The sequence below is a fragment of the Morganella sp. BCCO 40_0007 genome (genome assembly GCF_032989665.1).
Taxonomy (GTDB): domain Bacteria; phylum Pseudomonadota; class Gammaproteobacteria; order Enterobacterales; family Enterobacteriaceae; genus Morganella; species Morganella sibonii.
The window spans coordinates 135541-160061 of sequence record NZ_JAVBIN010000009.1; the positions used below are offsets into that span (position 1 = coordinate 135541).

Here is a 24521-nt window from a genome sequence, read left to right on the forward strand (position 1 = left end):
AGAATGGGTAGTATGATAATGCAAAATTGCGCCAGGGGCATTGTTGAATTGAGGAGTATATGCACTATTTGGGAAAAATCATCGGAATTTTATTAGGTATGGCATCCGGGGCCGGTTTTTGGGGCATTTTTCTCGGTTTTCTTATTGGTCATGCGATTGATAAAGTCCGCAGTCAGCAATTGGGTGGCTCATTTAGCAACAATCAGTCCAGACAGGCACTCTTTTTCACTACCACTTTTCAGATCCTCGGGCATCTGACCAAATCAAAAGGTCGTGTGACAGAATCTGATATCTATCTGGCTACCGCGCTGATGGATCGCATGCAGCTGCACGGCAGTGCGCGGACGCAGGCTCAGAATGCGTTCCGTGAAGGTAAAGCGGCCGGTTTCCCGCTGCGTGATGCATTACGTCAGTTACGCCGTGCCTGCTACGGGCGGGCGGATTTGCTGCGCATGTTTCTGGAAATCCAGATCCAGGCGGCATTCGGTGACGGCGAACTGCATCCGAATGAGCGGCAGGTACTCCTGGTGATAGCCGAAGAGCTGGGTATTCCGCGTCATCAGTTTGAAAATGTGCTGGCAATGATGCAGGCGCAGATGCACGGCGGAGCACAAAGCGGCAATTGGCAGCAGCAGTCTCAGCAGGGCTATTACCGTGATCAGACCGCCGATCTCGCCGCCGCTTACCGGGTGCTGGGTGTGAATGAAAGCGATGACAGTACCGTCATCAAACGCGCCTACCGCAAGATGATGAGTGAGCATCACCCGGATAAACTGGTGGCGAAAGGATTACCACCGGAAATGATGGAACTGGCGAAAGAGAAAGCTCAGTCTATTCAGGCAGCATATGATCTCATTAAAAAAGAGAAAGGCTTTAAATAATCCGGTATAAAACGGTTTTTAAGGTGTAAAACGTGTTGCCGGGAAAGTGCAGAGCGGATCATATTCTTTTCATATAATTGCTATAAAATATAAATGCAGTTGAAAAATTACGTAAATATTTTATTAAATATGTTAAGGATATGATCCATGGCCAATACCCGTGTTCTTATCGGAGTAGCGGGATTAGCACTTTGCCTGATTCTTGCCTCAATGAATTCGGTGACCGTGTTAATCCACTAAAAATCTGATTTACAAGTAAAATGCATCGGCCTGCCGTTTGCCGGATGTGTGACAGACAGCGCCTCTGCATGAAGCTGCAGCCGGGGCGCTGCGGCTCTTGCCTCATCATGGGCATAAAAACGGTCGCCAAGAATCGGGTGTTCCAGCGCCAGCATATGCACCCGCAACTGATGAGAGCGTCCGGTGACCGGAAACAGCCTTACCCGCGTGGCATTTTCTTCATATTCCAGTACTTCATAGCCTGTCTGTGCCGGTTTGCCGGTTTCAAAACACACTTTCTGTTTCGGCCGGTTCGGCCAGTCACAAATCAGCGGTAAATCCACCATGCCGGTTTCCGGCTCCAGCCGCCCCCATACACGGGCAACATAGGTTTTTTTCGGCTCCCGTTCACGGAACTGCCGTTTAAGCTCCCGCTCAGCCGCTTTGGTCAGTGCGACCACAATAATACCGCTGGTGGCCATATCAAGGCGATGAACAGATTCGGCGGAAGGATAATCACGCTGAATGCGTGTCATCACACTGTCTTTATGTTCCGGTGCCCGGCCGGGAACGGAAAGCAGCCCGCTTGGTTTATTCACCACAATGATACTTTCATCCTGCCAGAGGATATTCAGCCAGGGATCAGCGGGAGGGTTGTAGGGTTCCATTAACATGGGGATCACCAAATCAGAGACCCGGCAGACAGTATCTGCCGGGATACAGGTTACTGATGCGAAACGACAATCAGGCGGATAGCATCAAGGCGCCAGTTAGCATCATCCAGATGTGACAGGATCTGCTGACGTTCTTCTTCAATGGCATCAAGCTCATCATCACGGATGTTCGGGTTAACTGATTTCAGTGCCAGCAGGCGGTTGTGCTCCTGAGTAAGGTGCTGATCTGCCATCGCTTTCGCTGCGGTAATCCGCTCACGGGCTTCACCGGCAACGACATCTTCGGACAGACGCAGAACCTGATGCACCTCGTTTTGCACCGCATTGACAAACTTACTGCCGGTATGACGGTTTACGGCATTCAGCTGACGGTTAAAGCTCTCAAATTCCACCTGTGATGCCAGGTTATTGCCTTTTACGTCCATCAGCAGGCGCACCGGTGTCGGCGGCAGGAAGCGGGTCAGCTGCAGGTTTTTCGGCGCCTGGGCTTCCACCACATAAATCAGCTCTGTCAGCAGCGTGCCGACCGGCAGGGCTTTATTTTTCAGCACGGAGACCGCGCAACTGCCGGTATCGCCGGACAGAATCAGATCCAGACCGTTGCGGATAATCGGGTGTTCCCAGCTGATAAACTGAGTGTCTTCGCGGGACAGCGCCTGTTCACGTTTAAAAGTGATGGTGCAGCCGTCTTCCGGCAGACCCGGAAAGTCCGGTACCAGCATATGATCAGACGGTGTCAGGGCAATCATGTTATCGCTGCGGTCATCCTGATTGATACCGACAATATCAAACAGATTCAGGGCAAAGGTAACCAGCTCGGTATCTTCATCCTGATCCGCGATTTCAGCGGCCAGCTCATTACCGGCTTCGCCGCCGTTGGAATGCATTTCCAGCAGGCGGTCACGACCCTGTTCCAGTTCCTGTTTCAGGGCATCATGGGTTTTACGGCATTCGGCGATAAACTCATCAAAACCACTGAGATCAGCCGGATTTGCCATCAGGTTAATCAGTGTGTCGTAATAGCGGTCATAGATGGTGCGGCCGGTCGGGCAGGTATACTCAAAGGCTTCCAGACCTTCATGGAACCAGCGCAGCAGCACAGCCTGCGCGGTATTTTCCAGATACGGAATACTGATCTGAATATCACGTTTCTGACCGATACGGTCGAGACGGCCGATACGCTGCTCCAGCAGATCCGGGTTAAACGGCAGGTCGAACATCACCAGCTGGTTGGCAAACTGGAAGTTACGGCCTTCAGAGCCGATCTCGGAGCAGAGCAGTACCTGTGCGCCTTCCTCTTCGGAGGCAAAGTAGGCCGCTGCCCGGTCGCGTTCCAGCAGAGACATATTTTCATGGAAAACAGCAGCATGAATACCTTCACGCTCACGTAACACCTGTTCCAGTTGCAGGGCGGTTGCCGCCTGGGCGCAAATCACCAGTACTTTTTCATTACGGTTTGCCAGCAGGAAGCCGAGCAGCCATTCGACACGCGGGTCGAAGTTCCACCAGGTGGCATTTTCGCCTTCAAATTCCTGATAAATCTGCTCCGGATAGAGCATCTCACGGGCTTTGACTTCGGTGGTTTTCTTGCTGCCCATGATCCCGGCCACTTTAATTGCGGTCTGATACTGTGCCGGCAGCGGCATTTTAATCGCTTTCAGTTCGCGGCGCGGGAAGCCTTTCACACCATTACGGGTGTTACGGAACAGCAGGCGGCTGGTACCGTGCCTGTCCATCAGCATGCTGATAAGCTCACGGCGGGCATTTTCACCGTCTTCGGTGTCCGTATTGGCTGCTTTCAGCAGCGGCTCAATATCCTGTTCGGCGATCAGATCGTGAACAGCATTCTGCTGGTCTTTGGTCAGCGGTGCGCGGTCGAGCAGCAGCGTGACAGCATCGGCAACCGGCTGATATTTCTGCTGTTCGTCAACAAAGGTTTCAAAGTCATGGAAACGGTTCGGATCCAGCAGACGCAGGCGTGCAAAGTGACTCTCCATGCCCAGCTGTTCCGGGGTGGCAGTCAGCAGCAGTACAGACGGAATGCTTTCCGCCAGGGTTTCAATCACCTGATATTCGCGGCTTGGTGCATCTTCACTCCAGACCAGATGGTGTGCTTCATCCACCACCAGCATATCCCATCCGGCTTCAGCAAGGTGCTCAAAACGCGGCTTGCTTTTGCGGACAAAATCCAGTGAGCACAATACCAGCTGTTCGGTTTCAAACGGATTGTCACTCTCATGCTGCGCTTCGGTATAACGGCTGTCATCGAACAGCGAAAAACGCAGATTGAAGCGGCGCAGCATTTCCACCAGCCACTGGTACTGGAGGCTTTCCGGTACGACAACCAGGACACGCTCGGCACGTCCGGCCATTAACTGCTGATGGATAATCATCCCGGCTTCAATGGTTTTACCCAGACCGACTTCGTCCGCCAGCAGAACACGCGGCGCGTGGCGTTTGCCGACTTCATTGGCAATAAACAGCTGATGCGGGATCAGGCTGGCGCGGATGCCGCGCAGGCCGCTGGTGGCACGGCGGTATTCTTCGCTCAGAAATTTGCGGGCACGATAGCGCAGCGCAAAACGATCCATGCGGTCAATCTGACCGGCAAACAGACGATCCTGAGGTTTATTGAAAGTCAGTTTACTGTCGAGAAACACTTCGCGCAGGCGGACATTATCTTCACCGGTATCAGTACGTTGTCCGGTATAGGTTAATAATCCGTCGCTCTCTTCAACGGCGGTCACACTGAGCTGCCAGCCTTCGTGACTGGTGACGGTATCTCCTTCGTTAAACATCACGCGGGTGATAGGAGCATCGGCTGCGGCATAGAGACGGTTTTCACCGGTAGCAGGGAAAAGAAGGGTGATCATCCGGGCGTCGACAGATACAACTGTACCTAATCCCAGCTCGCTTTCAGTATCGCTTATCCAGCGTTGACCAAGAGTAAACGGCATATTTTTGGCTCGATTCTGTTATTCAGGGCTAATTAGACAAATGCTGTGGATATCATTACCGGTGATACAAAAACGGCGTTGCATTCACCGGAAAAAAAACACCGCCAGCCAGAACAGCAGCGTCAGCTGCATCATCCTGCTCCGGTGTTAAAAGCAGTAAAGGGGCGCTATGTTAATCCATAAGATCCGCATCGTCACCTGTAAAATGGCAAAATTAAAACGGCATCAATAATTGCCCGGTCAGCAATGTGGTGAAGTCATCCTCCAGGAAGGGCAGAATGGCATCGGCAATCGGCATCAGCTGTTTATTAATGTAATGCTCATAGTCCGGTGGTGCTGTCAGAATCTCCAGCGGCTGCGGTCCGGCGCGGGTAATGATATAGCTTATCCCGGCCCCGCGCTGATACTGCGGAGGACGGTTCATGCGGACATTATACTCGTCCGCCATCCTGGCTGCTTTGACATGAGGCGGCACATTACGCTGATAATCCGCCAGCGGGCGGCGCAGGCGTTTGCGGTAAACCAGCCGGTCGTCATAACGCCCGGCGAGTGTGTCACGGACATAATCGCGGATAAATTGCTGATACGGCATTTTATCGAAAATCAGCCGGTACAGGGTTTGCTGGAAATGCTGTGCCAGTGGTGTCCAGTCACTGCGGACCGTTTCCAGCCCGCGAAAAACTATTTTATCCCCGGAAAGCCCTGCATACCGTTTTTTGCTGCCGAGGTCTGTTCCGCGGATCGTCGGCATCAGAAAACGGCGGTAATGGGTTTCGTACTCGATTTCCAGAGCTGAGGCCAGCCCGTATTCATCCTGTAAATGCGTCTGCCACCATTGGTTGATCTCTTCTACCAGCCAGCGCCCGATACGTTGCGCATCCGCTTCAGTGTGAGCGCTTTTCAGCCAGACAAAGGTGGAATCCGTATCGCCGTAAATGACCTGATAACCCAGGGATTCAATAATGGTGCGGGTTTTGCGCATGATATCGTGCCCGCGCATGGTGACGGAGGACGTCAGGCGCGGATCATAAAAACGGCATCCTGCAGCCCCCAGTACACCGCAAAAGGCATTCATAATGATTTTCAGTGCCTGTGACAGCGGTTTGTCCCCGGCCAGTTTCGCCATATCCCGCTCATGCCAGATGCGGTTGACGATATCCGGCAGACAATTTATTTCCCGCGAAAAATACGCGCCTTTAAACCCCGGAACCGCCTGTTCCGGCGCGGAAAGACCTTCGATCATACCAACCGGATCAATCAGAAAGGTACGGATAATGGAGGGATACAGGCTTTTGAAATCCAGTACCACCACGGAGTCATATAATCCCGGGGCTGAATCCATCACAAAACCGCCCGGAATCGGTTCTCCGGGTTTTTCGCCGGGATCAGGTGCGACATAGCCTTTACGGTGCATCGGCGGCAGATAAAGATGAGTGAAGGCCGCGACAGATCCTCCCATGCGATCCGGTGCCAGGCCGGTTACCGCTGCCCGTGCCAGCAGGAATTCTGTCAGATGGGTGTGCTCAAAAATCCTGGTGACCAGACGGCAGTCCTGTAAGTTATAGCGCGCCAGTGCCGGTTTATCTTCGCGGAAACGGCGGTTGATCTCATCCATGCGGTCATACGGGGAATCACTGTCTTTGCCCTCACCGAGCAGCGCCTGAGATACCGCTTCCAGGCTGAAGGACGGAAACTGCCAGGTGGCTGCTTTCAGCGCATCGATGCCGTCAATAATCAGCCGGCCGGGCGCTCCGGCAAAAAATTGTCCGGGTTTGAAACCATGCTCCCGCCAGGAGAGCGGAGCGTTGTTACGGCCGAAAATCAGCGGGATCTGATACTTCTCTGCATGGCGCTGCAAAATGCGCAGATCAAACTGGATCAGGCTCCAGCCGATTATCATGTCCGGATCATGCTCTGCCAGCCACTGATTCAGGCGGTGAAGCAGATCCGGGCGGCGCGGGACATATTCCAGCGTGAAATCCGGATTGGTCAGTGGTGTGCCGTTTTCCGGGCCGAGCATAAAAACCGTGTCGGCTCCGCAACCGGAGAGCCCGATCGAGTAAAGATCACCGAATTCAGTGGTTTCAATATCCAGAGACACGATTTTCAGCGGCGGGCGGTAATCCGGATGCGGCTTCATCAGAACATGGCCATCCGCCTGCGGCTGTACCCAGACAGCAGCGGTGATAAAGCGCTCCATCAGGTAGCGTTCACAGGGGCGGATATCCGCTTCATAAAGGCGGAGATGCTGTTCGCCGAGTTGTTTTTCCAGCTGTTGTAACTGGCGGTACTGACGACAGTAAACGGCGCTGACATCATCCTGATGAAAATCGCGCAGCGGACGCGCTGCCAGTGTGGCGCCGGGGATGTTATTAATCAGCGGGCGGCTTTCCGCCAGTTCCCGGTGCGGGACAAACCCGACAGCCTGTTGCAGCGGAACAGAGACATGCCGCGGCCCGTTATCCGTCGCCAGCCAGTAACTGACCGCAATTCCGCGCGGGGTATCAGACCAGTGACGGGTCAGAATAAAACCGGCTTCCGCCGGTGCTGCCACCTGACGGGAGGGGAAACTGTTGTGCCCTGCCATCATTGTTGTCCGTTCCGCTGAAAAAAATAACTATAGCAGAGTGGTGTGGATATATACAGTATTTAAGGTGCGATTTGCGGGCGGATACCGAGGATTTGTGCCTGCGGAACGTTACCGCTGACCAGTGCGGCGGTACTGCCGTCAAACGCAATGGTACCGTTATCCACGACCATTGCACGGGGGGCAATTCTGGCTGCGTCATCGGTATTGTGGGATACCATCATCAGCGTCAGTTGCCGTTCTTCACAGATGGTTTCCAGCAGTGCCAGCATTTCATTGCGCAGAGCCGGATCCAGTGCGGAAAAGGGCTCATCCAGCAGTAAAACCGGTTGGGAGCGCACCAGGCACCGTGCCAGCGCCACCCGCTGACGCTGGCCGCCGGAAAGCTGTGACGGCAGACGCCGGAGCAGTGGTGTCAGTGAAACCTGTTCAGCGATGTGTTCCAGCTGTACTTTCTGCGCCGCATTCAGTTTCATTCCGGGATGAAAACCGAGAGCGATATTCTGCTCTGCGGTCAGGTGAGCAAACAGATTATTTTCCTGAAACAGCATAGATACCGGACGCCTGGCGGGCGGTGTCCGGGTGTGATCTTCGCCATTGAGCCGGATAGTGCCGCTTTCGGCAAACTGAAAGCCGGCAATCAGTGACAGCAGTGTACTTTTACCTGCCCCGCTCGGGCCTAGGATGGCAATTTTCTCTCCGGCAGTAACTGAGAAATCAAAATTCATTGTCTGTTGCTGATAGCGGTAATGAATATGATCAAAATAAATCATGGGCGTTTCCCCGGCAGACGTTCCAGAATGGTAAACAGCCCGAAACAGAGTAAAAACAGTATCAGTGCGGTGACTGCGGCATCCGCATTGCGGTAAGCGCCGATCTGCTGATAAAGATAGAACGGCAGTGTGCGGAAATCTTCATTACCGAACAGGGCTATCACACCAAAATCCCCGACAGACAGCACGCTGGCAAAGGCAACAGCTTGTGCCAGCGGGTTACGCAGCGCCCGCAGTTCAATCAGTTTCAGCCGGTTAAATCCGGCGATATTCAGAGAGAGACAAAGCGGATTATAGCGCTCAGCCAGGTCGCGCATCGGGTTATCCAGTACTTTCAGTGCATAAGGAACAGCCATCAGTGCATTGGTCAGAATAACCAGCCCGTAAGGGAGAGCCCCCAAATCTGTGGTGCCGGTTGTACTGTTGAGCAGCAGGAAAAAGCCGGTGGCCAGCACAATTCCCGGCATCGCGAGGATCACCAGCCCGGAGAGTTCCATAGCCTGTCCGGCTCTGACTGCCTGCCGCAGCCGTAATTCACGGCTGCTCCACAGCAGCATCATGGTGAGCAGCACACAGATAAATCCCGAGGCCAGCGCAATACCGAGTGAGGTGAAAAATGCCCGCCACAGTGCCGGTTGCTGCAATACCGGCAATAATCCCGGATTCAGACCATCAGCAATGATGGCAAAAAACGGCGGCAGCAGAAACAGCAGGGCACAGAGGATAATCAGGCCGTCAGATAATTTACGCAGCGGTGTATCCTGCGGATTGCGCCATTGCAGCGATTGGGTAAAGCCGACAGAAAAATGGCCGGACAAACGCTGGCTGACGAGCACCAGCCCGATACAGCACACCAGCTGGATCAGTGCCAGCAGCGCAGCACGTCCGATATCAAAGTCATAATTCAGTGCCTGATAAATGGCCAGTTCAATGGTCGTTGCTGCGGGACCGCCGCCGAGTGCGAGCACCGTGGCAAAACTGGCAAAACAGAGCATAAAAATCAGCGCGGCGGTCGGTAGTAACTGACGCCGCAGATAAGGCCATTCCACAATCCGGAAATGCTGCCATTCATTCATATTGAGCTGAGCGGCGAGCTGTCTCTGCTCCGTGGCTATATTATCGAGCTGCTGATACAGCATCCGGGTGGCAAGCGGCATATTAAAGAAGATATGCGCCAGCAGAATGCCTTGTAACCCGTACGGGGAGAAGGAATAATCCAGATCCAGAAAACCGGAAATATGTGCCAGCCAGCCGTTACGTCCGTAAACCGATAAAATACCGAATACAGCCACCAGTACGGGCAGCACCAGTGTCATCGCACACAGCCGCAGAAAAACGCCCCGCCCCGGAAAACGGCGGCGCCAGAGTGCCCGGGCCAGAAAAACAGCCGGAATAACAGAAAACAGAGCGGATAAAAAAGCCTGCCAAAAGGTAAAGCGGACAACATGCCACAGATAGCTGTCATCCCAAATCTGCTGCCAGTCTGTATCCGGTGTATTAAACCACAGCGCCCCGAAGGCACTGACAGCAACAACCAGCAGGAGACCGGACGCCAGTGCGCCCGGTATCAGATATGCGCCAATCAGCGACTGACTGCGTTTTGCCATATCCGTATCCACTGATTGCGCTCTTTCGCCACTTCTTTGGCGTCAAATTCCAGCGTTTTGGCCGGTTTCGGCATTTTGTCGTAAACCGGCGGCAGCGGCATATCAATCACAGGATACATCCAGTTGGTGGCCGGCAGGGTTTTCTGGAAATCCGGGGTCAGCATAAACTGCATAAACTGCTCCGCCAGTGCCGGGTGTTTTGAGGAGGCCAGTACACCGGCCATTTCCACCTGAAGGTAATGCCCTTCCTCAAACAGTGCGGCAGCATAGTTATCTTTGTTATCAGCCAGCATGTGATAACCCGGCGATGAGGTGTAGCTCAGCACCAGATCCGCTTCCCCTTTCAGGAACAGACCGTAAGATTCACTCCAGCCTTTGGTGACGGTCAGGGTTTTTTTCGCCATTTTAGCCCACTGCGCTGCCACATCATCCCCGTAGAGTTTTTCCATCCACAGCAGTAATCCCAGCCCCGGTGTGCTGGTGCGCGGGTCCTGATAAATAATGGTCAGCTTCTGATCGCTGTTAAGCAGCTCTTTCATGCTTTTCGGCGGGTTAGGCAGCGTGTCTTTGTTGTAGATAAAAGCAAACCAGCCGTAGTCATAAGGAATAAAGGTTTCGCTTTCCCATTTGACCGGCAGCACCAGTTTTGACTGATCGACATTGCTTTCTTTAAACAGACCGGTATCCAGTGCGGCCTGCATCAGGTTGTTATCCAGCCCTAAGATGATATCTGCCTGTGATTTTTTACCTTCCATCCGCAGACGGTTCAGCAGTGTCACGCCGTCACTCAGACCCACGAGTTTCAGTTCGCAGTTGCATTGTGCCTCAAAGTTTTTCTTAATTTCCGGCCCCGGTCCCCATTCAGCCACAAATGAGTCATAGGTATAGATAGTCAGAACCGGCTTGCTGTTATCTGCCGCCGCCTGGAAAGAGAACAGTGCGGCAAGACCGCCTGCAATAATGTGTCTGGTCAGTTTATGTAACACTTTGCGCTCCTGTAAGAGAAGGATTGGCAAAGGATCTGAGTGCAGCGTGATGGTAACAGACTGTGCTGTCAGCAGTGGCGGCTCAAATCCCTACGCCGGTATTAACCGGATCAGGTTCCTCGGGTGTTATCTCAGCAACACCGGCCGGAAAGCCGTTGCTGCACCCCGTTGAGAGAGGAATAGTGTAGTGTTTTTCCCGGGAATTTGCCACCGCCCGCAACCGTTAATACCGTATGTTGCTTTTCATCCGTCAGAGCCGGAAATGCGGCGGGCTGAAGGATTTTGAGTGCAGAGGTTTACCCCATGATGGGAGTGTGAAACAATTGGCTATCTTTCAGTTTTTTTCTGAGGTAGTCGAGTGATTGATGATGATGGCTACCGCCCGAATGTCGGGATTGTAATTTGTAATAAGGAAGGCCAGGTTTTATGGGCCCGCCGCTACGGACAGCACTCGTGGCAGTTTCCTCAGGGAGGTATTAATCCCGGCGAGTCACCGGAACAGGCCATGTACCGTGAGTTGTATGAGGAAGTTGGTTTAACGCGTAAAGATGTGCGTATCCTGGCGGTAACCCGCAACTGGCTGCGCTACAAATTACCCAAACGTTTGGTGCGTTGGGATACCAAACCGGTTTGTATCGGCCAGAAGCAGCGCTGGTTTTTACTGCAGCTGCTCTGCGAGGACAAAGAGGTCAATGTGACCCGCAGTAAGTCGCCGGAATTTGACGGCTGGCGCTGGGTCACCTACTGGTATCCTGTTCGTCAGGTGGTCTCTTTCAAACGCGATGTGTACCGCCGCGTGATGAAAGAGTTTTCTTCCGTTGTGATGCCTGCCAACAGCGAAGCGACGGCTGTCCGGGCACCGTTTCCCTATCGTCGCCGGCGCCAGAATTAGGGGGAACGGATGCTGACGCGTTTACGTGAAGTGATTGAAAAAGTGGCTGCCGCCGCTGATCTCGCGGAAGCGCTGGAGCTTCTGGTTAAAGAAACCTGTCAGGCGATGGGAACAGATGTCTGTTCTATCTACCTGGCAGATAACCAGCATCAATGTTTTTATCTGATGGCAACGCAGGGGCTGAAAAAGCCCCGCGGCCGTGCTGTCAGTCTTGCTTTCGGCGAAGGCGTCGTCGGTCATGTCGGCCGCCGCGCCGAGCTTATCAATATTGCGGATGTCCGCGAACACCCCGGTTTTAAATATCTCCCTCAGGTAAAAGAAGACAATCTGCGCGCGTTTCTCGGTGTGCCGGTGGTTTACCGCCGTCAGTTACTGGGCGTGCTGGTGGTTCAGCAGAGAGAAAAGCGCCTGTTCAGTGAAACGGAAGAATCCTTTATTGTCACCCTGGCGATGCAGCTGGCGGTGCTGCTGGCGCAGGCTCAGACCAAAGGACTGTTCGGGCAGTTCCGTCAGACACGGATACAGGCAATCCCGGTTTCCTCCGGGATTGTGATGGCCTATGGCTGGGAAGATCGCTCGCAGCCTGTGCTGGAACATGTTTCGGAGGCATCGGCGCTGGATCGCGTACAGGAACGTGCCCGCCTGAATAAAGCGCTGGAGGATGCCACGGCGGAGTGCCGTCGTATCAGCAAGCGTTTTAATGCCGCATCACAAAAAGAGAGTGCAGCTATTTTCGATCTCTACTCCCATCTGCTGAACGACCTGCAACTGAAAAAGGGGTTGTACAGTATGGTGGAGCAGGGCTTTGTGGCGGAATGGGCCGTTAAAACGGTCATTGAACAATTTGCGGCCCGGTTTGCCGGGCTCCAGGACAGCTATATGCGGGAGCGGGCCGCGGATTTGCGTGCGCTCGGTCAGCGGCTGTTGTTCCATCTGGATGATAATTTTACCGGCAGCAACCAGTGGCCGGAACGTTTTGTGCTGGTGGCCGATGAACTGAGTGCCAGCCTGCTGGCGGAACTGCCGCAGGAACAGCTTGCCGGTGTGGTGGTGCGTGACGGGGCAACACATTCTCATTCCGCTATTCTGGTCAGGGCAATGGGAATTCCGGTTATCATGGGTGCGGATATTCAGCCGGAACTGCTGCACAACCGCCTGTTGATCCTCGATGGTTACCGGGGCGTGGTGTATATCGAACCGGAGCCGCTGATAGCCCAGGAATTCCGTCAGATTATTGAACAGGAGCAGGTTATCAGCCAACTGGCTGAGGATGAACTCAGCCGTTCCGCCGCACTGAAAAGCGGTGAACGGATCTCTGTTCAGCTGAATGCCGGGCTCAGTCTGAAATATGAGCAGAAAATCGTCAAAAGTATTGACGGTATTGGCCTGTACCGCACGGAAATACCGTTTCTGGTGCATAATGGTTTTCCGTCAGAAGAAGAGCAGAAAATCCGTTATCAGGATATGCTGCAACTCTTTGCCGGGAAGCCGGTTGTATTGCGGACACTGGATATCGGTGCGGATAAACAACTGCCGTACATGCCTATCAGTGAGGAAAACCCGTGTCTGGGCTGGCGCGGTATCCGTGTGATGCTGGATCAGCCGGAGATTTTTCTTATCCAGCTGCGTGCTATGCTGCGGGCTAATATCGGGCTGAATAATCTGAAGATATTATTCCCGATGATTTCCGGGCTCGCTGAGGTTGAAGAGGCTATCCGCCTGCTTGACCGCGCCTGTGAGGAAGTCTCGGCACTGACCGGGGAAACGGTGAAACGTCCGCCGGTGGGTGTGATGCTGGAAGTACCGTCATTGTTATTCATGCTGCCGGAACTGAAACAGTATATTGATTTTATTTCTGTCGGCACGAATGATTTAACGCAGTATCTGCTGGCGGTTGACCGGAATAATACGCATGTTGCGCCACTCTATGACTCGCTCCATCCGGCGGTATTGCGTATGCTGCATTTTGTCCGGACAGAAACCACACGGCTGGGAATTCCGGTCTCTGTCTGCGGGGAAATGGCAGCAAATCCGTTAGGTGCAATGATCCTTATTGGTTTAGGATATCGCCGGCTGAGTATGAACGGGCGGAGTATCCCGCGTATTAAGTATCTGTTGCGGCATCTGGATGCCGCAGCGCTGGAGCCGCTGATGGCATCATTGCTGGATGCACAGACAGCGGCTGAGATCCGTGAAAAAGCGGAACTGTTTATTGAGAGCAAGGGACTGGAACAGCTTATCCGCGGCAGTGCTTAACCGCACATCCTGCGTAATGAGTCGGTTTCGTCCTTACAGTCATATATCCCGGTCTGCGGCGGGCAGAGCAGCGCCTGCGGCCGGATACAACACACAGTGTGAGGTACGATGAGTAACACTTATCTGGCATTTCCGGATTTTGATCCTGTTATTTTTTCTGTGGGGCCGGTGGCGTTACGCTGGTACGGGCTGATGTATCTTGTCGGGTTTGTGTTTGCCATGTGGCTGGCCAACCGGCGGGCAGATAAACCGGGCAGCGGCTGGAAACGCAGTGAAGTTGAAACACTGTTATATGCCGGATTTGTCGGGGTTTTCCTGGGCGGCCGTATCGGTTATGTTCTGTTTTATAACTTCCCGCTGTTTGCGGAAAACCCGCTGTATCTGCTGAAAGTCTGGGACGGCGGTATGTCATTCCACGGCGGTCTGATGGGCGTTATTATCGCAATGTGGTGGTTTGCCCGCCGCACGAAGCGCCATTTCTTACAGGTAGCTGACTTTGTGGCACCACTTATTCCGTTTGGCCTTGGTATGGGGCGTATCGGTAACTTTATTAACGGCGAATTGTGGGGGCGTGTAACACTCGATACGCCATGGGCCATTCTGTTCCCGACCTCTTACAGCGAAGATGTGAAACTGGCTGCGGCTGACCCTTCTCTGATGCCGGTACTCGAGCAGTATGGTGTGTTGCCGAGACACCCGTCGCAACTGTATGAAATGCTGCTTGAGGGGATTGTCCTCTTTATCATTCTGAATGTGTTTGTCCGTAAATCCCGGCCGATGGGCAGCGTGTCCGGACTGTTCCTGATCGGTTACGGTCTGTTCCGTATTATTGTGGAATTCTTCCGCCAGCCGGATGCCCAGCTTGGTTTATTCAGCGGGATCAGTATGGGACAGATTCTGTCTGTACCGATGATTATTGTGGGGGTGCTGATGATGGTATGGGCATATAAATGTCCGGGGCATAAGAAGCAGACTGATACCGGAAAACAGAATACACCGGAATAGAACCGATTTTAGTATTTAGTGAGTAACAAAAAACTGCATCGTAACTGATGCAGTTTTTTTATGCGCAGCTGTTTAATGGTTTCTCAGACAGAGAACGGATATTTAATCGGATCGTGGTGCTGGTAATCTGTCACCGTAAAGTCATCGGTGGTAACCCATGTCATCAGATCATCCAGTGTTTTAATCTCAGGATTAATATGAAGTTTCGGTGATGCAAATGGTTTACGTGCAATTTGTACATCACGCATTAATTCTAATTGATCTTCATATAAATGCAGATTAACCACTTTGTGATAAACCTTACCGCATTTCAGTCCGGTTATCTGAGCCATAATCGCAAGCAGGAAATAACATTGCGGTGCATTGAAAACATAACCCAGTGCATAATCACAACTTCTCTGATAACTGTTTAAATATAATGTTCCGTCAAGAACTGAGAAGTGATGCATAAACATACATGGTCTCAGACAACCCTGATCAAATTCACCCGGATTCCAGAAGGAGATAATTTCACCGCGGTCATCAATTCCTTTTTTTAAATTATTATATACTTTACGGAGTTGATCGAAGGTATTTTTTCTCAGTTCATTAATCAGGTTATTAACACCTTCTTTATCTCCGGCATCACTTAATGATAATAATAAATCATACTGTGTGTCTGTCGGGGATATTTTCAGCTGACGTCCCTGAACACCATAAACACGGCCCATATCATCCTCACCTTTACGGTTCGGGTTTGCCAGCCAGTCGGCGTTTTCATTTGCGTTGGCATTCCAGGTATTACACCCGATGTCTCTGAACTGTGAGGCATTGTCATATCCGCGTAAGTAACCCAGCATTTCCGCAATAGCGGCTTTCCAGAATGCTTTGCGGGTGGTTACCAGCGGGAACTCATTCTTGTCAACGTGGTAAGTGAAATCGGCATTAATAATTGTCAGACATCTTTTACCTGTCCGCTTATTTTCAATCCATTTCCCTTCCTCCAGAATCCGCTTTGCAATGTCTAAATATTGTTCCACTTTTGTTTTCCTGTTGACGCAGTATATGATCTTAATATTATAGCATTGTTTTTATTCATTTCATATAAAATAATGTTTCTTTGATTTTGTCAAAATAGATTTTATTCTTTTTGTTAATTTAATTAATGGCATATGTATATTAATTTTATTTTCTAATAATTTATTATTTATATTAAATGGTTTCGAAATTAATAATAATTCCCGAATCACCGGCACTGAGAATGAGCTGTTTTAAATACAGTGCCGGTGATCGGTTTTTATATTGGGTAATATCCGGATTGTTAAAGAGCGGTGATATCTGCTCTTTTTAGCGTCTTCGTTTTTTTCACGCCAGACTTTTTTTCAGGAAGATGATTTTTTTCCGCATAACAGGAAGAACGGATGTGTATTTGCAGTGCCATGCAGATATTTTTTCCTGTTGTATCGCATATTTTCAGGTTCTGCCTTTGCGGAAGTGGTAAACGCGTTATTTTTTCAGCAGAGAACGGAAACGGATAACCACATGCAGAAACACATGCGAAAAGAGCGGGGGATATCGCTGATGGAAGTCATTATTGTTTTATTTATTATGGCATTACCAGTTTCATTTGTTCATATGTCATGGGAAAGCTACAGAGAACGGCGTTATCTGACAGAAACAGCAGCATTGTTTCATCAGTATCTCAGCAGCCATAAGCTGAAAGCAACGTATCTGAATGAAACCCGGAAAATAGCCGTTATTTTCGGTGAGAAAAGCCGGGCCTGTCATCAGGTATCCGCAGCGCAGTGCGATAGTGATACAGAAGCGTTCATTCCTGCACAGGGCGTTCGTATTGTTTCCGGCACCACGGATATGGTGCAGTTCTGGGGAACCCGGCATACCGCCTCTGCCGCCGGTTTTGTGCTGGAAAATCCACAGGGACAGATAAAACTGATTATCTCGGCTCCCGGCCGTATCCGGTTGTGTACGCCGGGGCGGCTATCAGGTGTGCCGTCATGCTGAATAAAATACGGGAGCAGGGATTCCTGTTATTTGAAATGCTGGCGGCGATGGCTGTCAGTACGATTATCCTGGTCACGGCAGCCCGGTTTTTTCCGGCTCTGGGGCAGGATGTACTGAACACATACCGGCAATATAAGCTGGATACCATTATGCGTGAAACGCTTCTGAGGCTGGAAAAAGATCTCCGGAGGACAGCCTTCTGCCGGGGGCATTGTCAGGGCAATCCGCTGCAGATTGCGGCGAAGCCGGGCGAGACCAGGAGCAGCTGCATTATAGTTGCTTACGATCTCAATCATAATGGCCGCTGGGAACGTAATGTCCGGAAAACCGGGGAGCATTTTGGCTACCGTCTGAATAAACAGGCAATTGAATGGACACGTAATGCCCTCAGTTGCCGGGAATCCGGCTGGGAAAAAGTCACCGATAACCGCTATGTGGCTGTTTCCCGGTTTTTGGTCACACCGGTGACATTGTACGGAAAAAATGGTCTGCACTTAACCCTGACACTTACCGGACTGGATATGCCCTTAATACAGCGAACCGGAGAAAGCCTGATTGTTATGCCGAATTACCACCTGTAATCCCTGCAGGGAAAAAGCGGATAGCTCAGCGGGAAATACGTTGCTGCTGATGATAATGCTGCTGCTGGGGGTTTCACTGATGATGTTATCGGTTCTGCATCGCTTTTATCAGACAGAGTGGCGTAACAGTCAGGATGAAACTGAATTTTACCGTGCGGATGCCGGTGCGGCGTCTGCTCTGGAGTGGGGACTGACGCAGGACTGGTCGCGGAAAACATTGAATGAAATACCATTTTACTGCCGGACAGCACCGGACCCGGCGCTGAAAAGTTGTTTGCGGCGGCTGAGAGCAAATAAGCTGTTATTGCAGGGCAGCCGGTTTTCTTCCCGGTTTGCACAAAATATCACGCATTATCAGTTGGTCAGCGCCGGGGAAGAAGGCGACAGAATGATATTAACGGCTCTGCCGCAGGGCTGGAGTGATTTTTGCCCGCCGGATTTAAAACCCGGTTGTCACCGGCACAGGGATACAGGAGAAAATAATGAATGAGCGCGGAATGTCGTTACCGGAAGTGATGCTTTGTGCCTTTATCTTTGCAATTCTGATTACCGGATTATTACGCTATTATCAGCTCCTGCACAGCGGAAAACACAGGCAGTACACGGATGTCAGTACGGTACGTCATCTGCATCAGATGATGCGTTTTACCACCGTTCCCGGGGCATTACGGCAGATGATGCAGGCACACTTGTCTCCCCGCCAGAAATGGGAAAGTGAGCAGGAAAATGTGTCACCGGGCTGTATTTCCGTTACTATCGGGCTGGTCTCCCCGGGAGAGCGCCGGTTAACCGCCGGAAGATGGCAATGTATGTAAGGACAGGACAATGTTTACGGTTTATCACTCCAATGATCTGGATCTGCTGAAAGACCTGATATGCCATATTATTGATAATGATAAAATCAATGATCCTTTTTGCCCTGAAACCGTGCTGGTGCAAAGCCCCGGCATGTCTCAGTGGCTGCAAATCAGTCTGGCGGAAAAACTGGGGATTGCCGCAAATATTACGTTTCCGCTGCCCGCAACGTTTATCTGGGATATGTTTACCCGCGTCTTGCCGGGTATTCCGAAAGAAAGTGCTTTCAGTAAAGGAGCGATGACCTGGAAACTGATGTCACTGCTTCCGCAGCGTCTTGATGATCCGGATTTTGCCCCGCTGCGCCATTACCTTGATGATGACGGCGATAAACGCAAGCTGCATCAGTTGTCCGGTCGTATTGCGGATTTATTTGACCAGTATCTTGTCTACAGGCCGGACTGGCTGACTGCGTGGGAAAATAATGAGCTGATTGACGGGCTGAGTCAGAATCAGTCCTGGCAGAAATGCCTGTGGCGGGATCTCCAGACTCTGACCCGCAGCCTGGGTCAGCCGGAATGGCATCGTGCCAATCTTTATCAGCGTTTTATTGACGTACTCAATGAAGGTGACCCGGCGGTGGTTGCCAATCTGCCGCCACGCCTGTTTATCTGCGGTATCTCTGCGTTACCGCCGGTCTATCTTCAGGCGTTGCGGGCGCTCGGACAGCATACCCATATCCATCTGATGTTTACCAATCCCTGCCAGTATTACTGGGGCGATTTACAGAGCCCGTCAGCACTCCGGCGTATGCTGGCACGCAAGCCGCAAAGCTATTGGGATAAAAAAGCCGTCAGCTGGTTTAAATCGGATGAGGATGCACCGTCACTGTTCGATTTTGAGGCTGACGGAGAGCAGAATACCGGTAACCCGCTGCTGGCGTCATGGGGACGTCCCGGGCGGGATAACCTGTTTTTTCTGGAAGATATTGAAGAAATCCATGCTATTAAAGCCTTTGTCGATCGCCCGGCAGATACACTGCTGTCCGCTGTCCAGCAGGATATCCTGAACCTGGAAGACGGCAGTGTGGTGGGAAAAAACAAAGAGGAATTTGCCACCAGCGAAGGGCGGCGGGTGATTGCGGATAATGACCGTTCCCTGACATTTCACTCCTGCCACAGCCCGCAGCGGGAAGTGGAGATTCTGCAGGACTATTTACTGAATCTGCTGGAAAACGACCCGTCACTGACTCCCCGCGATATTATTGTCATGGTGGCGGATATCGACAGTTATTCCCCCTATATTCAGGCGGTTTTCGGGCAGGGTAACGAAAACCGTTATCTTCCGTTTGCGATTTCAGACCGCAAAGCCCGGCAGGCACATCCGGTATTACAGGCGGTGCTGACTTTACTGGAATTACCGCAGAGCCGTTTCACTTCAGAACATGTTCTCAGTTTGCTGGAAGTCCCGGCAGTGGCACAGCAGTTCGGGCTGGATGAGAGCGACCTGCCGCTTCTGCGCCGCTGGGTCAGCGGATCTGGTGTCCGCTGGGGGCTGGATGATCAAAATATCGAATCTTTCTCACTGCCGGTTTTTGGCCAGAATACCTGGAAATTCGGACTGGAGCGCATGCTGCTGGGCTATGCAATGGCAGAGGATCAAGGTACCTGGCGCGGGATACTGCCTTATGATGAAGTTTCCGGTATGTCGGCGGACCGGGTCGGGCAGCTGGCTGCATTTATTGATACTTTACGGCAGTGGCAGAAAAAACTGAGTGAACAGCGTACACCGGCACAGTGGCGTGAAACCGGCTCTGAGTTGTTATCCGCATTTTTTATGACGACACCGGATACCGAACCGGTACTCAGTATGGTACTTCAGCAGTGGCAGCAGGTGCTGGAACAAGGCGTTAAAGCCTGTTATGACGGGGATGTCCCGCTTTCACTGATCCGCGATGAACTCTCTCTGCGGCTGGATGACGAAAAAATCAGCCAGCGTTTTTTATCCGGCGCTGTCAATTTCTGCACACTGATGCCGATGCGTTCTGTTCCGTTTAAGGTGATTTGTCTGCTGGGTATGAATGACGGTGTCTATCCGAGAACAATTCCGCCGCTGGGATTTGACCTGATGGCAGAAAAAAGCCGCCGGGGTGATCGTAAACGCCGCGATGATGACCGCTATCTTTTCCTCGAAGCGCTGGGGTCAGCAAAAGAATATTTATATATCAGCTATATCGGCCGATCTATCAGAGATAACGAAGAGCGGAACCCGTCAGTGCTGGTCAGTGAATTGCTGGAATATGCAGGGCTCAGCTTCTGTCTGGAAAAAGATCGCTTTACCGATCTGGATACCAGCCGGAAATCACTGGAAAATCATCTGATTGTCCGGCACACCCGTGTACCGTTTGCAGCAGACAACTACAGAGAAGGTGCTGAGTTTCAGAGTTTTGCACCACAGTGGTTACCGGCTGCATTGCGGCAGGGGGAAGCGCAGGGCGCGTTTAATGTCCCTGTTCAGTCAGAAGTGGTGACCGGCATCACGGTTGATCAGTTACTGCGCTTTTACCGGCATCCGGTCAGGGCATTTTTTCAGCAGCGTCTGAATGTGCATTTTGAGATTGAAGATGTGGCACTGCCGGAGGAAGAGCCGTTCAGTGTCGATAATTTACAGCGTTACGGATTTAATACCAGGCTGCTTGATACGCTGGTGGACGGTGAGCCGGAAGAGAAGGTCTTCCGGCTGCTGAAGGCGGCGGGGGAACTGCCGGCCGGGGCGTTTGCACAGGTTTACTGGGAAGAACAATTACAGGAAATGGATGTTCTGGCGGAGAAAATCCGCAATGCGCGGATGGCGTCTGATACTGAGTCATTTCATGATGTTATCGGGCCTTATACTTACGGCGGGCAACTGGCGGGTGTTCAGGAAAACGGATTACTCCGCTGGCGCCCGGCAGCACTGACCGCGGCGGACGGCCTGCGTTTGTGGATTGAACACCTGACTTACAGCCTGAGCGGACGGCAGCAATACAGCCGGATGTACGGGCGGGGAGATACGGTGTGGATCTTTGAACCGCTGACGAAGGAGCAGGCCCGGGATTATCTGCGCCCGCTGCTGGATGTGTTTGTCCGCGGGCTGAATGAGCCGCTGCCAATCTTTGTTAAAAGCGGCTGGGCATGGCTGACCACACTGGCGGATGAAAACACCGGTGAACTCTCTGATGATGAGGGACTCCAACATAAAGCCGGTTTACTGCTGCTGCAGACATTGCAGGGGGGATACCAGTTTACCGGCGAGGCGGAGGACGATTATGTTGTCCGTGCATTCCGCCATTTTGATGAAACACTTATGGACGCAATAAAGCAATTTTCACAACAACTCTTTTTGCCGATGTTTCAACATCAGAAAAACAGGGAGAATGAGGCTGATGCCTAAACAACTAGTGCAGTTTATTTTTACGCTGCTTTTCTTTTTTACCGGTGCTAATGCACTTGCTCAGAATAACTGGCAGGTTCTGCCCGGAGAGATTGAGAAAAGCGCCAACGATCCGCGTCAGTATCAGGCGATCACCCTGAAAAATAATATGACGGTTCTGCTGATTTCAGATAAAACCGCCCGTAAATCAGCGGCGGCGGTCAGTCTGGCTATCGGCAGTATGGATGAGCCGGAGAGCCAGGCAGGCCTTGCGCACTATCTGGAGCATATGGTGCTGATGGGCTCGAAACGCTTCCCGGAACCCGGGAACTTCAGTGACTATCTGGCGAAGCACGGCGGAAGCCATAACGCCAGCACCGGTTCCAACTATACCGACTTCTATTTTGAAGTTGAAAATAATGCCCTGAAAGGTGCAACAGAGCGGCTGGCGGATGCGCTGGCAGAGCCGCTGCTGGACCCGGTGAATGCCGATAAAGAACGTAACGCGGTCAACGCTGAACTGACCATGGCGCGTTCCCGCGACGGGCACCGCATGTATCAGGTACGGGCAGAAACCTGGAACCCGGCACATCCGATCTCCCGTTTTTCCGGCGGAAACCTGGAAACGCTGAGGGATAAACCCGGCAGTATCCTGCATGAAGAGCTGCTGAAATTTTACAATACATACTATTCATCCAACCTGATGAAAGCGGTGATCTACGGACCGGAGTCTGCGGAAGAGCTGGCTCAGCTGGCAAATGATACGTTCGGTACGATTCCGGATCGTCATGCGGCAATTCCGGTGATCACCGTACCGCTGATCACGGCAGCCGAACAGCAGAAAATTATTCACTATGTCCCGGCACAACCGCAGAAATCACTGGATTTTGAGTTTGTTATCGACAACAACAGCAAAGATTTCCGCAAGCAGACAGATACCTACATTGCGTATCTTCTGGGAAGCCGCAGTGAAGGCACTCTGGCGAACTGGCTGATCTCAAACGGGCTGGCGGAGAATGTCAGTGCATCGGCATCTTCTTCACTGGCGCGTAACCAGGGCGTGTTTATTATCTCTGTATCGCTGACCGATGAGGGTATGGCAAAACGGGATGAGATTACCGCTGCTGTTTTTGCATACCTGAACCTGATTAAAGAAAAAGGGATTAATAAAGATTACTTTGATGAAATTGCCCGTGTAAATATGCTGGCGTTCCGTTACAACTCGGTTGTCCGTGATATGAACTATGTTGAATCACTGGCAAACACCATGATGGATTATCCGGTAAAAAATATCCTGAACGCCGGTTATCTTGCCGATGACTGGGATCCGGCTGCGATCAAAGCCCGCCTTGCGGATTTAACACCGGAAAAAGCCCGCGTCTGGTATACCAGCCCGCAGGAACCAAGCAACAAAAAAGCCTATTTTGTTGATGCCCCTTATCAGGTGGATGCGGTGACTGCCGCGCAGCTGGATAAATGGCGCAAATCTGAAGGTGATTTCCGTTTCTCTCTGCCGGCACTGAACCCGTTTATTCCGGATAATTTTGATCTGATTAAGCAGCAGGAACAGACTAAACCGGTACAACTGACCGATTCGGCAAAACTGCGTCTGTTCTATATGCCGAGCCGTTATTTTGCTGACGAACCGAAAGCCATTATTGCGCTGGAACTGCGTAACCGGAATACCGGCAGAACAGCCAAAGATTTTGTGACCAGTTCGCTGCTCAGTTATGTCAGTGAGCTGAGACTGAATCAGCTCAGCTATCAGGCCGGTGTGGCAGGAATGGGGATCAGCATCAGTGAGGGTGACGGACTGAATATCAGCGTCAGCGGCTATTCCCAGCATCTGCCGGAATTACTGACCACGGCGGTGACTGAATATCAGTCCTTTACCCCGACCGCATCTGAGGTGGCACAGGCGAAATCCTGGTATCGTGAGCAGGTCGCGGTATCGGATAACGGCAAAGCGTATGAGATGGCAATGCGTCCGTTCAGCCGCCTGAAAGCGGTGCCGTATTTTGAGGATAAAGAGCGCCTCGCCGCACTGGATACTATTACGGAAAGCGACATCACACAGTTCCGTGACCGTCTTATCCGTGAAGGAGCTCTCCAGATGTTTGTGTTCGGTAATCTGACGGCACCTCAGGCAGAGCAGATTGCATCGAAAGCTCAGGCGCAGCTTGGCTCTCAGGGGACGGAATGGTGGGTGGGGGATTACTATGTGATTGATAAAGCCCTGAAACCAAACTTCGACGAAAAAGCCAACAGTACCGATAACGCGCTGGCAAATATCTTTATTCCGACCGGGTATTCACGGACGGATGGCGCGGCATTCTCGTCTGTGCTGTCGAAAATTCTGCATCCGTGGTTCTATGATCAGCTGCGGACACAGGAGCAGCTGGGCTATGCCCTGTTTGCATTTAACCCGAATTTCGGCCGCCAGTGGGGGATCGGTTTCCTGCTGCAAAGCAATGAAAAGAACCCGGCGTATCTGTCACAGCGCTTTGATGATTTTTATATTAATGCGGAGAAACGCCTGAAAGCCCTGGATAATGCAGAATTCGATAAATACCGTAATGCGCTTCTGACTGAAATGACACAGCCGCCGGAAACCTTTGAGGAAGAAGCATCCCGTTATTCATTTGATTTCAAAAATAATTACTTTGATTTCAATACCCGTGAGCAAGCCATCGCTGCGGTGAAAAAAATGACCAAACAGGATGTGGTGACCTTCTATGAGAACGCGGTGATGTCGAAAAATGGTCTGGCACTTTACTCTCAGGTGACCGGAACCGGCGGCAAAGCGGATGATTACGCAAAACCGGCCGGATGGACCACATATCCGTCTGTAACGGCGTTCCAGTCGCTGTTACCTGTCAAAGAAGAAATACGGTAA

Annotated in this window: 17 protein-coding genes and 1 riboswitch; of the genes, 10 read left to right on the forward strand and 7 right to left on the reverse strand. The window is 51.8% G+C overall.

All coding sequences use genetic code 11. The features are described from left to right. Positions 1-59 precede the first annotated feature (59 nt). Complete coding sequence (djlA, locus tag R5268_RS12455) at positions 60-881, forward strand: co-chaperone DjlA (RefSeq protein WP_046894152.1); 822 nt, start codon at positions 60-62, stop codon at positions 879-881. A gap of 236 nt (positions 882-1117) precedes the next feature. Here the strand turns inward: djlA and rluA are convergent, their stop codons facing one another. The 6 genes from rluA to thiB form a co-directional block, all read right to left on the reverse strand. Next, positions 1118-1768: a bifunctional tRNA pseudouridine(32) synthase/23S rRNA pseudouridine(746) synthase RluA gene (gene rluA, locus R5268_RS12460; protein WP_046894153.1), complete on the reverse strand. Its 651-nt coding sequence runs from the start codon at positions 1766-1768 to the stop codon at positions 1118-1120. A 56-nt stretch (positions 1769-1824) separates the two neighbouring features. Beyond that, a complete protein-coding gene (gene rapA, locus R5268_RS12465) occupies positions 1825-4731 on the reverse strand; it encodes an RNA polymerase-associated protein RapA (RefSeq protein WP_182106498.1) in 2907 nt (968 codons plus the stop codon). A gap of 214 nt (positions 4732-4945) precedes the next feature. Next, positions 4946-7321 (reverse strand): DNA polymerase II, encoded by a 2376-nt coding sequence (locus R5268_RS12470; protein ID WP_317419423.1) that lies wholly within the window; start codon positions 7319-7321, stop codon positions 4946-4948. Positions 7322-7380: 59 nt separating this feature from the next. After that, positions 7381-8091: a thiamine ABC transporter ATP-binding protein ThiQ gene (gene thiQ / locus R5268_RS12475; protein WP_107680171.1), complete on the reverse strand. Its 711-nt coding sequence runs from the start codon at positions 8089-8091 to the stop codon at positions 7381-7383. Further along, entirely contained in the window at positions 8088-9698 is a 1611-nt protein-coding gene (gene thiP / locus R5268_RS12480) for a thiamine/thiamine pyrophosphate ABC transporter permease ThiP (RefSeq protein ID WP_218455012.1), read from the reverse strand. The genes thiQ and thiP overlap by 4 nt, the downstream gene beginning before the upstream one ends. Beyond that, positions 9674-10672 carry a thiamine ABC transporter substrate binding subunit gene (gene thiB, locus R5268_RS12485; RefSeq protein WP_410795836.1) on the reverse strand — a complete coding sequence of 333 codons (999 nt, stop codon included), beginning with the start codon at positions 10670-10672 and terminating at the stop codon, positions 9674-9676. Before thiB ends, thiP begins: the two co-directional genes overlap by 25 nt. Positions 10673-10753: 81 nt before the next feature. Beyond that, a riboswitch (TPP riboswitch) is annotated at positions 10754-10862 on the reverse strand. A gap of 180 nt (positions 10863-11042) precedes the next feature. Between thiB and rppH the strand changes: the two genes are divergently transcribed. From rppH to lgt, 3 genes are all read left to right on the forward strand, one after another. Then, positions 11043-11576: an RNA pyrophosphohydrolase gene (gene rppH, locus R5268_RS12490; protein ID WP_015422452.1), complete on the forward strand. Its 534-nt coding sequence runs from the start codon at positions 11043-11045 to the stop codon at positions 11574-11576. 9 nt (positions 11577-11585) lie between these two features. Continuing rightward, a complete protein-coding gene (gene ptsP / locus R5268_RS12495) occupies positions 11586-13832 on the forward strand; it encodes a phosphoenolpyruvate--protein phosphotransferase (protein ID WP_107680169.1) in 2247 nt (748 codons plus the stop codon). Between the two features lie 108 nt (positions 13833-13940). Continuing rightward, on the forward strand, positions 13941-14837 hold the full coding sequence (gene lgt / locus R5268_RS12500) for a prolipoprotein diacylglyceryl transferase (RefSeq protein ID WP_052926342.1): 897 nt from the start codon (positions 13941-13943) through the stop codon (positions 14835-14837). Between the two features lie 83 nt (positions 14838-14920). Here lgt and thyA read toward each other — a convergent pair whose 3' ends face one another. Further along, a complete protein-coding gene (thyA, locus tag R5268_RS12505) occupies positions 14921-15856 on the reverse strand; it encodes a thymidylate synthase (protein ID WP_317419420.1) in 936 nt (311 codons plus the stop codon). A gap of 502 nt (positions 15857-16358) precedes the next feature. Here thyA and R5268_RS12510 point away from each other — a divergent pair. Genes R5268_RS12510 through ptrA form a run of 6 tightly spaced genes read left to right on the forward strand, consistent with a single transcriptional unit; the run spans position 16359 to position 24521 of the window. After that, positions 16359-16838, forward strand: a complete 480-nt coding sequence (locus R5268_RS12510; protein ID WP_317419419.1) for a prepilin-type N-terminal cleavage/methylation domain-containing protein — start codon at positions 16359-16361, stop codon at positions 16836-16838. Continuing rightward, positions 16832-17419, forward strand: a complete 588-nt coding sequence (locus R5268_RS12515; RefSeq protein ID WP_317419418.1) for a prepilin peptidase-dependent protein — start codon at positions 16832-16834, stop codon at positions 17417-17419. The genes R5268_RS12510 and R5268_RS12515 overlap by 7 nt, the downstream gene beginning before the upstream one ends. A gap of 49 nt (positions 17420-17468) precedes the next feature. Then, complete coding sequence (locus tag R5268_RS12520) at positions 17469-17909, forward strand: YgdB family protein (protein ID WP_317419472.1); 441 nt, start codon at positions 17469-17471, stop codon at positions 17907-17909. Beyond that, positions 17902-18234: a prepilin-type N-terminal cleavage/methylation domain-containing protein gene (locus R5268_RS12525; RefSeq protein ID WP_317419417.1), complete on the forward strand. Its 333-nt coding sequence runs from the start codon at positions 17902-17904 to the stop codon at positions 18232-18234. Before R5268_RS12520 ends, R5268_RS12525 begins: the two co-directional genes overlap by 8 nt. Before the next feature lie 10 nt (positions 18235-18244). Continuing rightward, positions 18245-21646, forward strand: a complete 3402-nt coding sequence (recC, locus tag R5268_RS12530) for an exodeoxyribonuclease V subunit gamma (RefSeq protein ID WP_317419416.1) — start codon at positions 18245-18247, stop codon at positions 21644-21646. After that, positions 21630-24521, forward strand: coding sequence for a pitrilysin (gene ptrA, locus R5268_RS12535; protein WP_410795835.1), 2892 nt, complete (start codon positions 21630-21632; stop codon positions 24519-24521). The genes recC and ptrA overlap by 17 nt, the downstream gene beginning before the upstream one ends.

Excerpts from the sequence above, each read along its gene's own strand:
- djlA (WP_046894152.1), top strand. The coding sequence starts at position 60 with ATGCACTATTTGGGAAAAATCATCGGAATTTTATTAGGTATGGCATCC.
- rluA (WP_046894153.1), bottom strand. The coding sequence starts at position 1,768 with ATGGAACCCTACAACCCTCCCGCTGATCCCTGGCTGAATATCCTCTGG.
- thiP (WP_218455012.1), bottom strand. The coding sequence starts at position 9,698 with ATGGCAAAACGCAGTCAGTCGCTGATTGGCGCATATCTGATACCGGGC.
- ptsP (WP_107680169.1), top strand. The coding sequence starts at position 11,586 with ATGCTGACGCGTTTACGTGAAGTGATTGAAAAAGTGGCTGCCGCCGCT.
- rapA (WP_182106498.1), bottom strand. The coding sequence starts at position 4,731 with ATGCCGTTTACTCTTGGTCAACGCTGGATAAGCGATACTGAAAGCGAG.
- R5268_RS12525 (WP_317419417.1), top strand. The coding sequence starts at position 17,902 with ATGAATGAGCGCGGAATGTCGTTACCGGAAGTGATGCTTTGTGCCTTT.
- R5268_RS12520 (WP_317419472.1), top strand. The coding sequence starts at position 17,469 with ATGATAATGCTGCTGCTGGGGGTTTCACTGATGATGTTATCGGTTCTG.
- ptrA (WP_410795835.1), top strand. The coding sequence starts at position 21,630 with ATGAGGCTGATGCCTAAACAACTAGTGCAGTTTATTTTTACGCTGCTT.
- recC (WP_317419416.1), top strand. The coding sequence starts at position 18,245 with ATGTTTACGGTTTATCACTCCAATGATCTGGATCTGCTGAAAGACCTG.
- R5268_RS12515 (WP_317419418.1), top strand. The coding sequence starts at position 16,832 with ATGCTGAATAAAATACGGGAGCAGGGATTCCTGTTATTTGAAATGCTG.
- R5268_RS12510 (WP_317419419.1), top strand. The coding sequence starts at position 16,359 with ATGCAGAAACACATGCGAAAAGAGCGGGGGATATCGCTGATGGAAGTC.
- R5268_RS12470 (WP_317419423.1), bottom strand. The coding sequence starts at position 7,321 with ATGATGGCAGGGCACAACAGTTTCCCCTCCCGTCAGGTGGCAGCACCG.
- lgt (WP_052926342.1), top strand. The coding sequence starts at position 13,941 with ATGAGTAACACTTATCTGGCATTTCCGGATTTTGATCCTGTTATTTTT.
- thiQ (WP_107680171.1), bottom strand. The coding sequence starts at position 8,091 with ATGATTTATTTTGATCATATTCATTACCGCTATCAGCAACAGACAATG.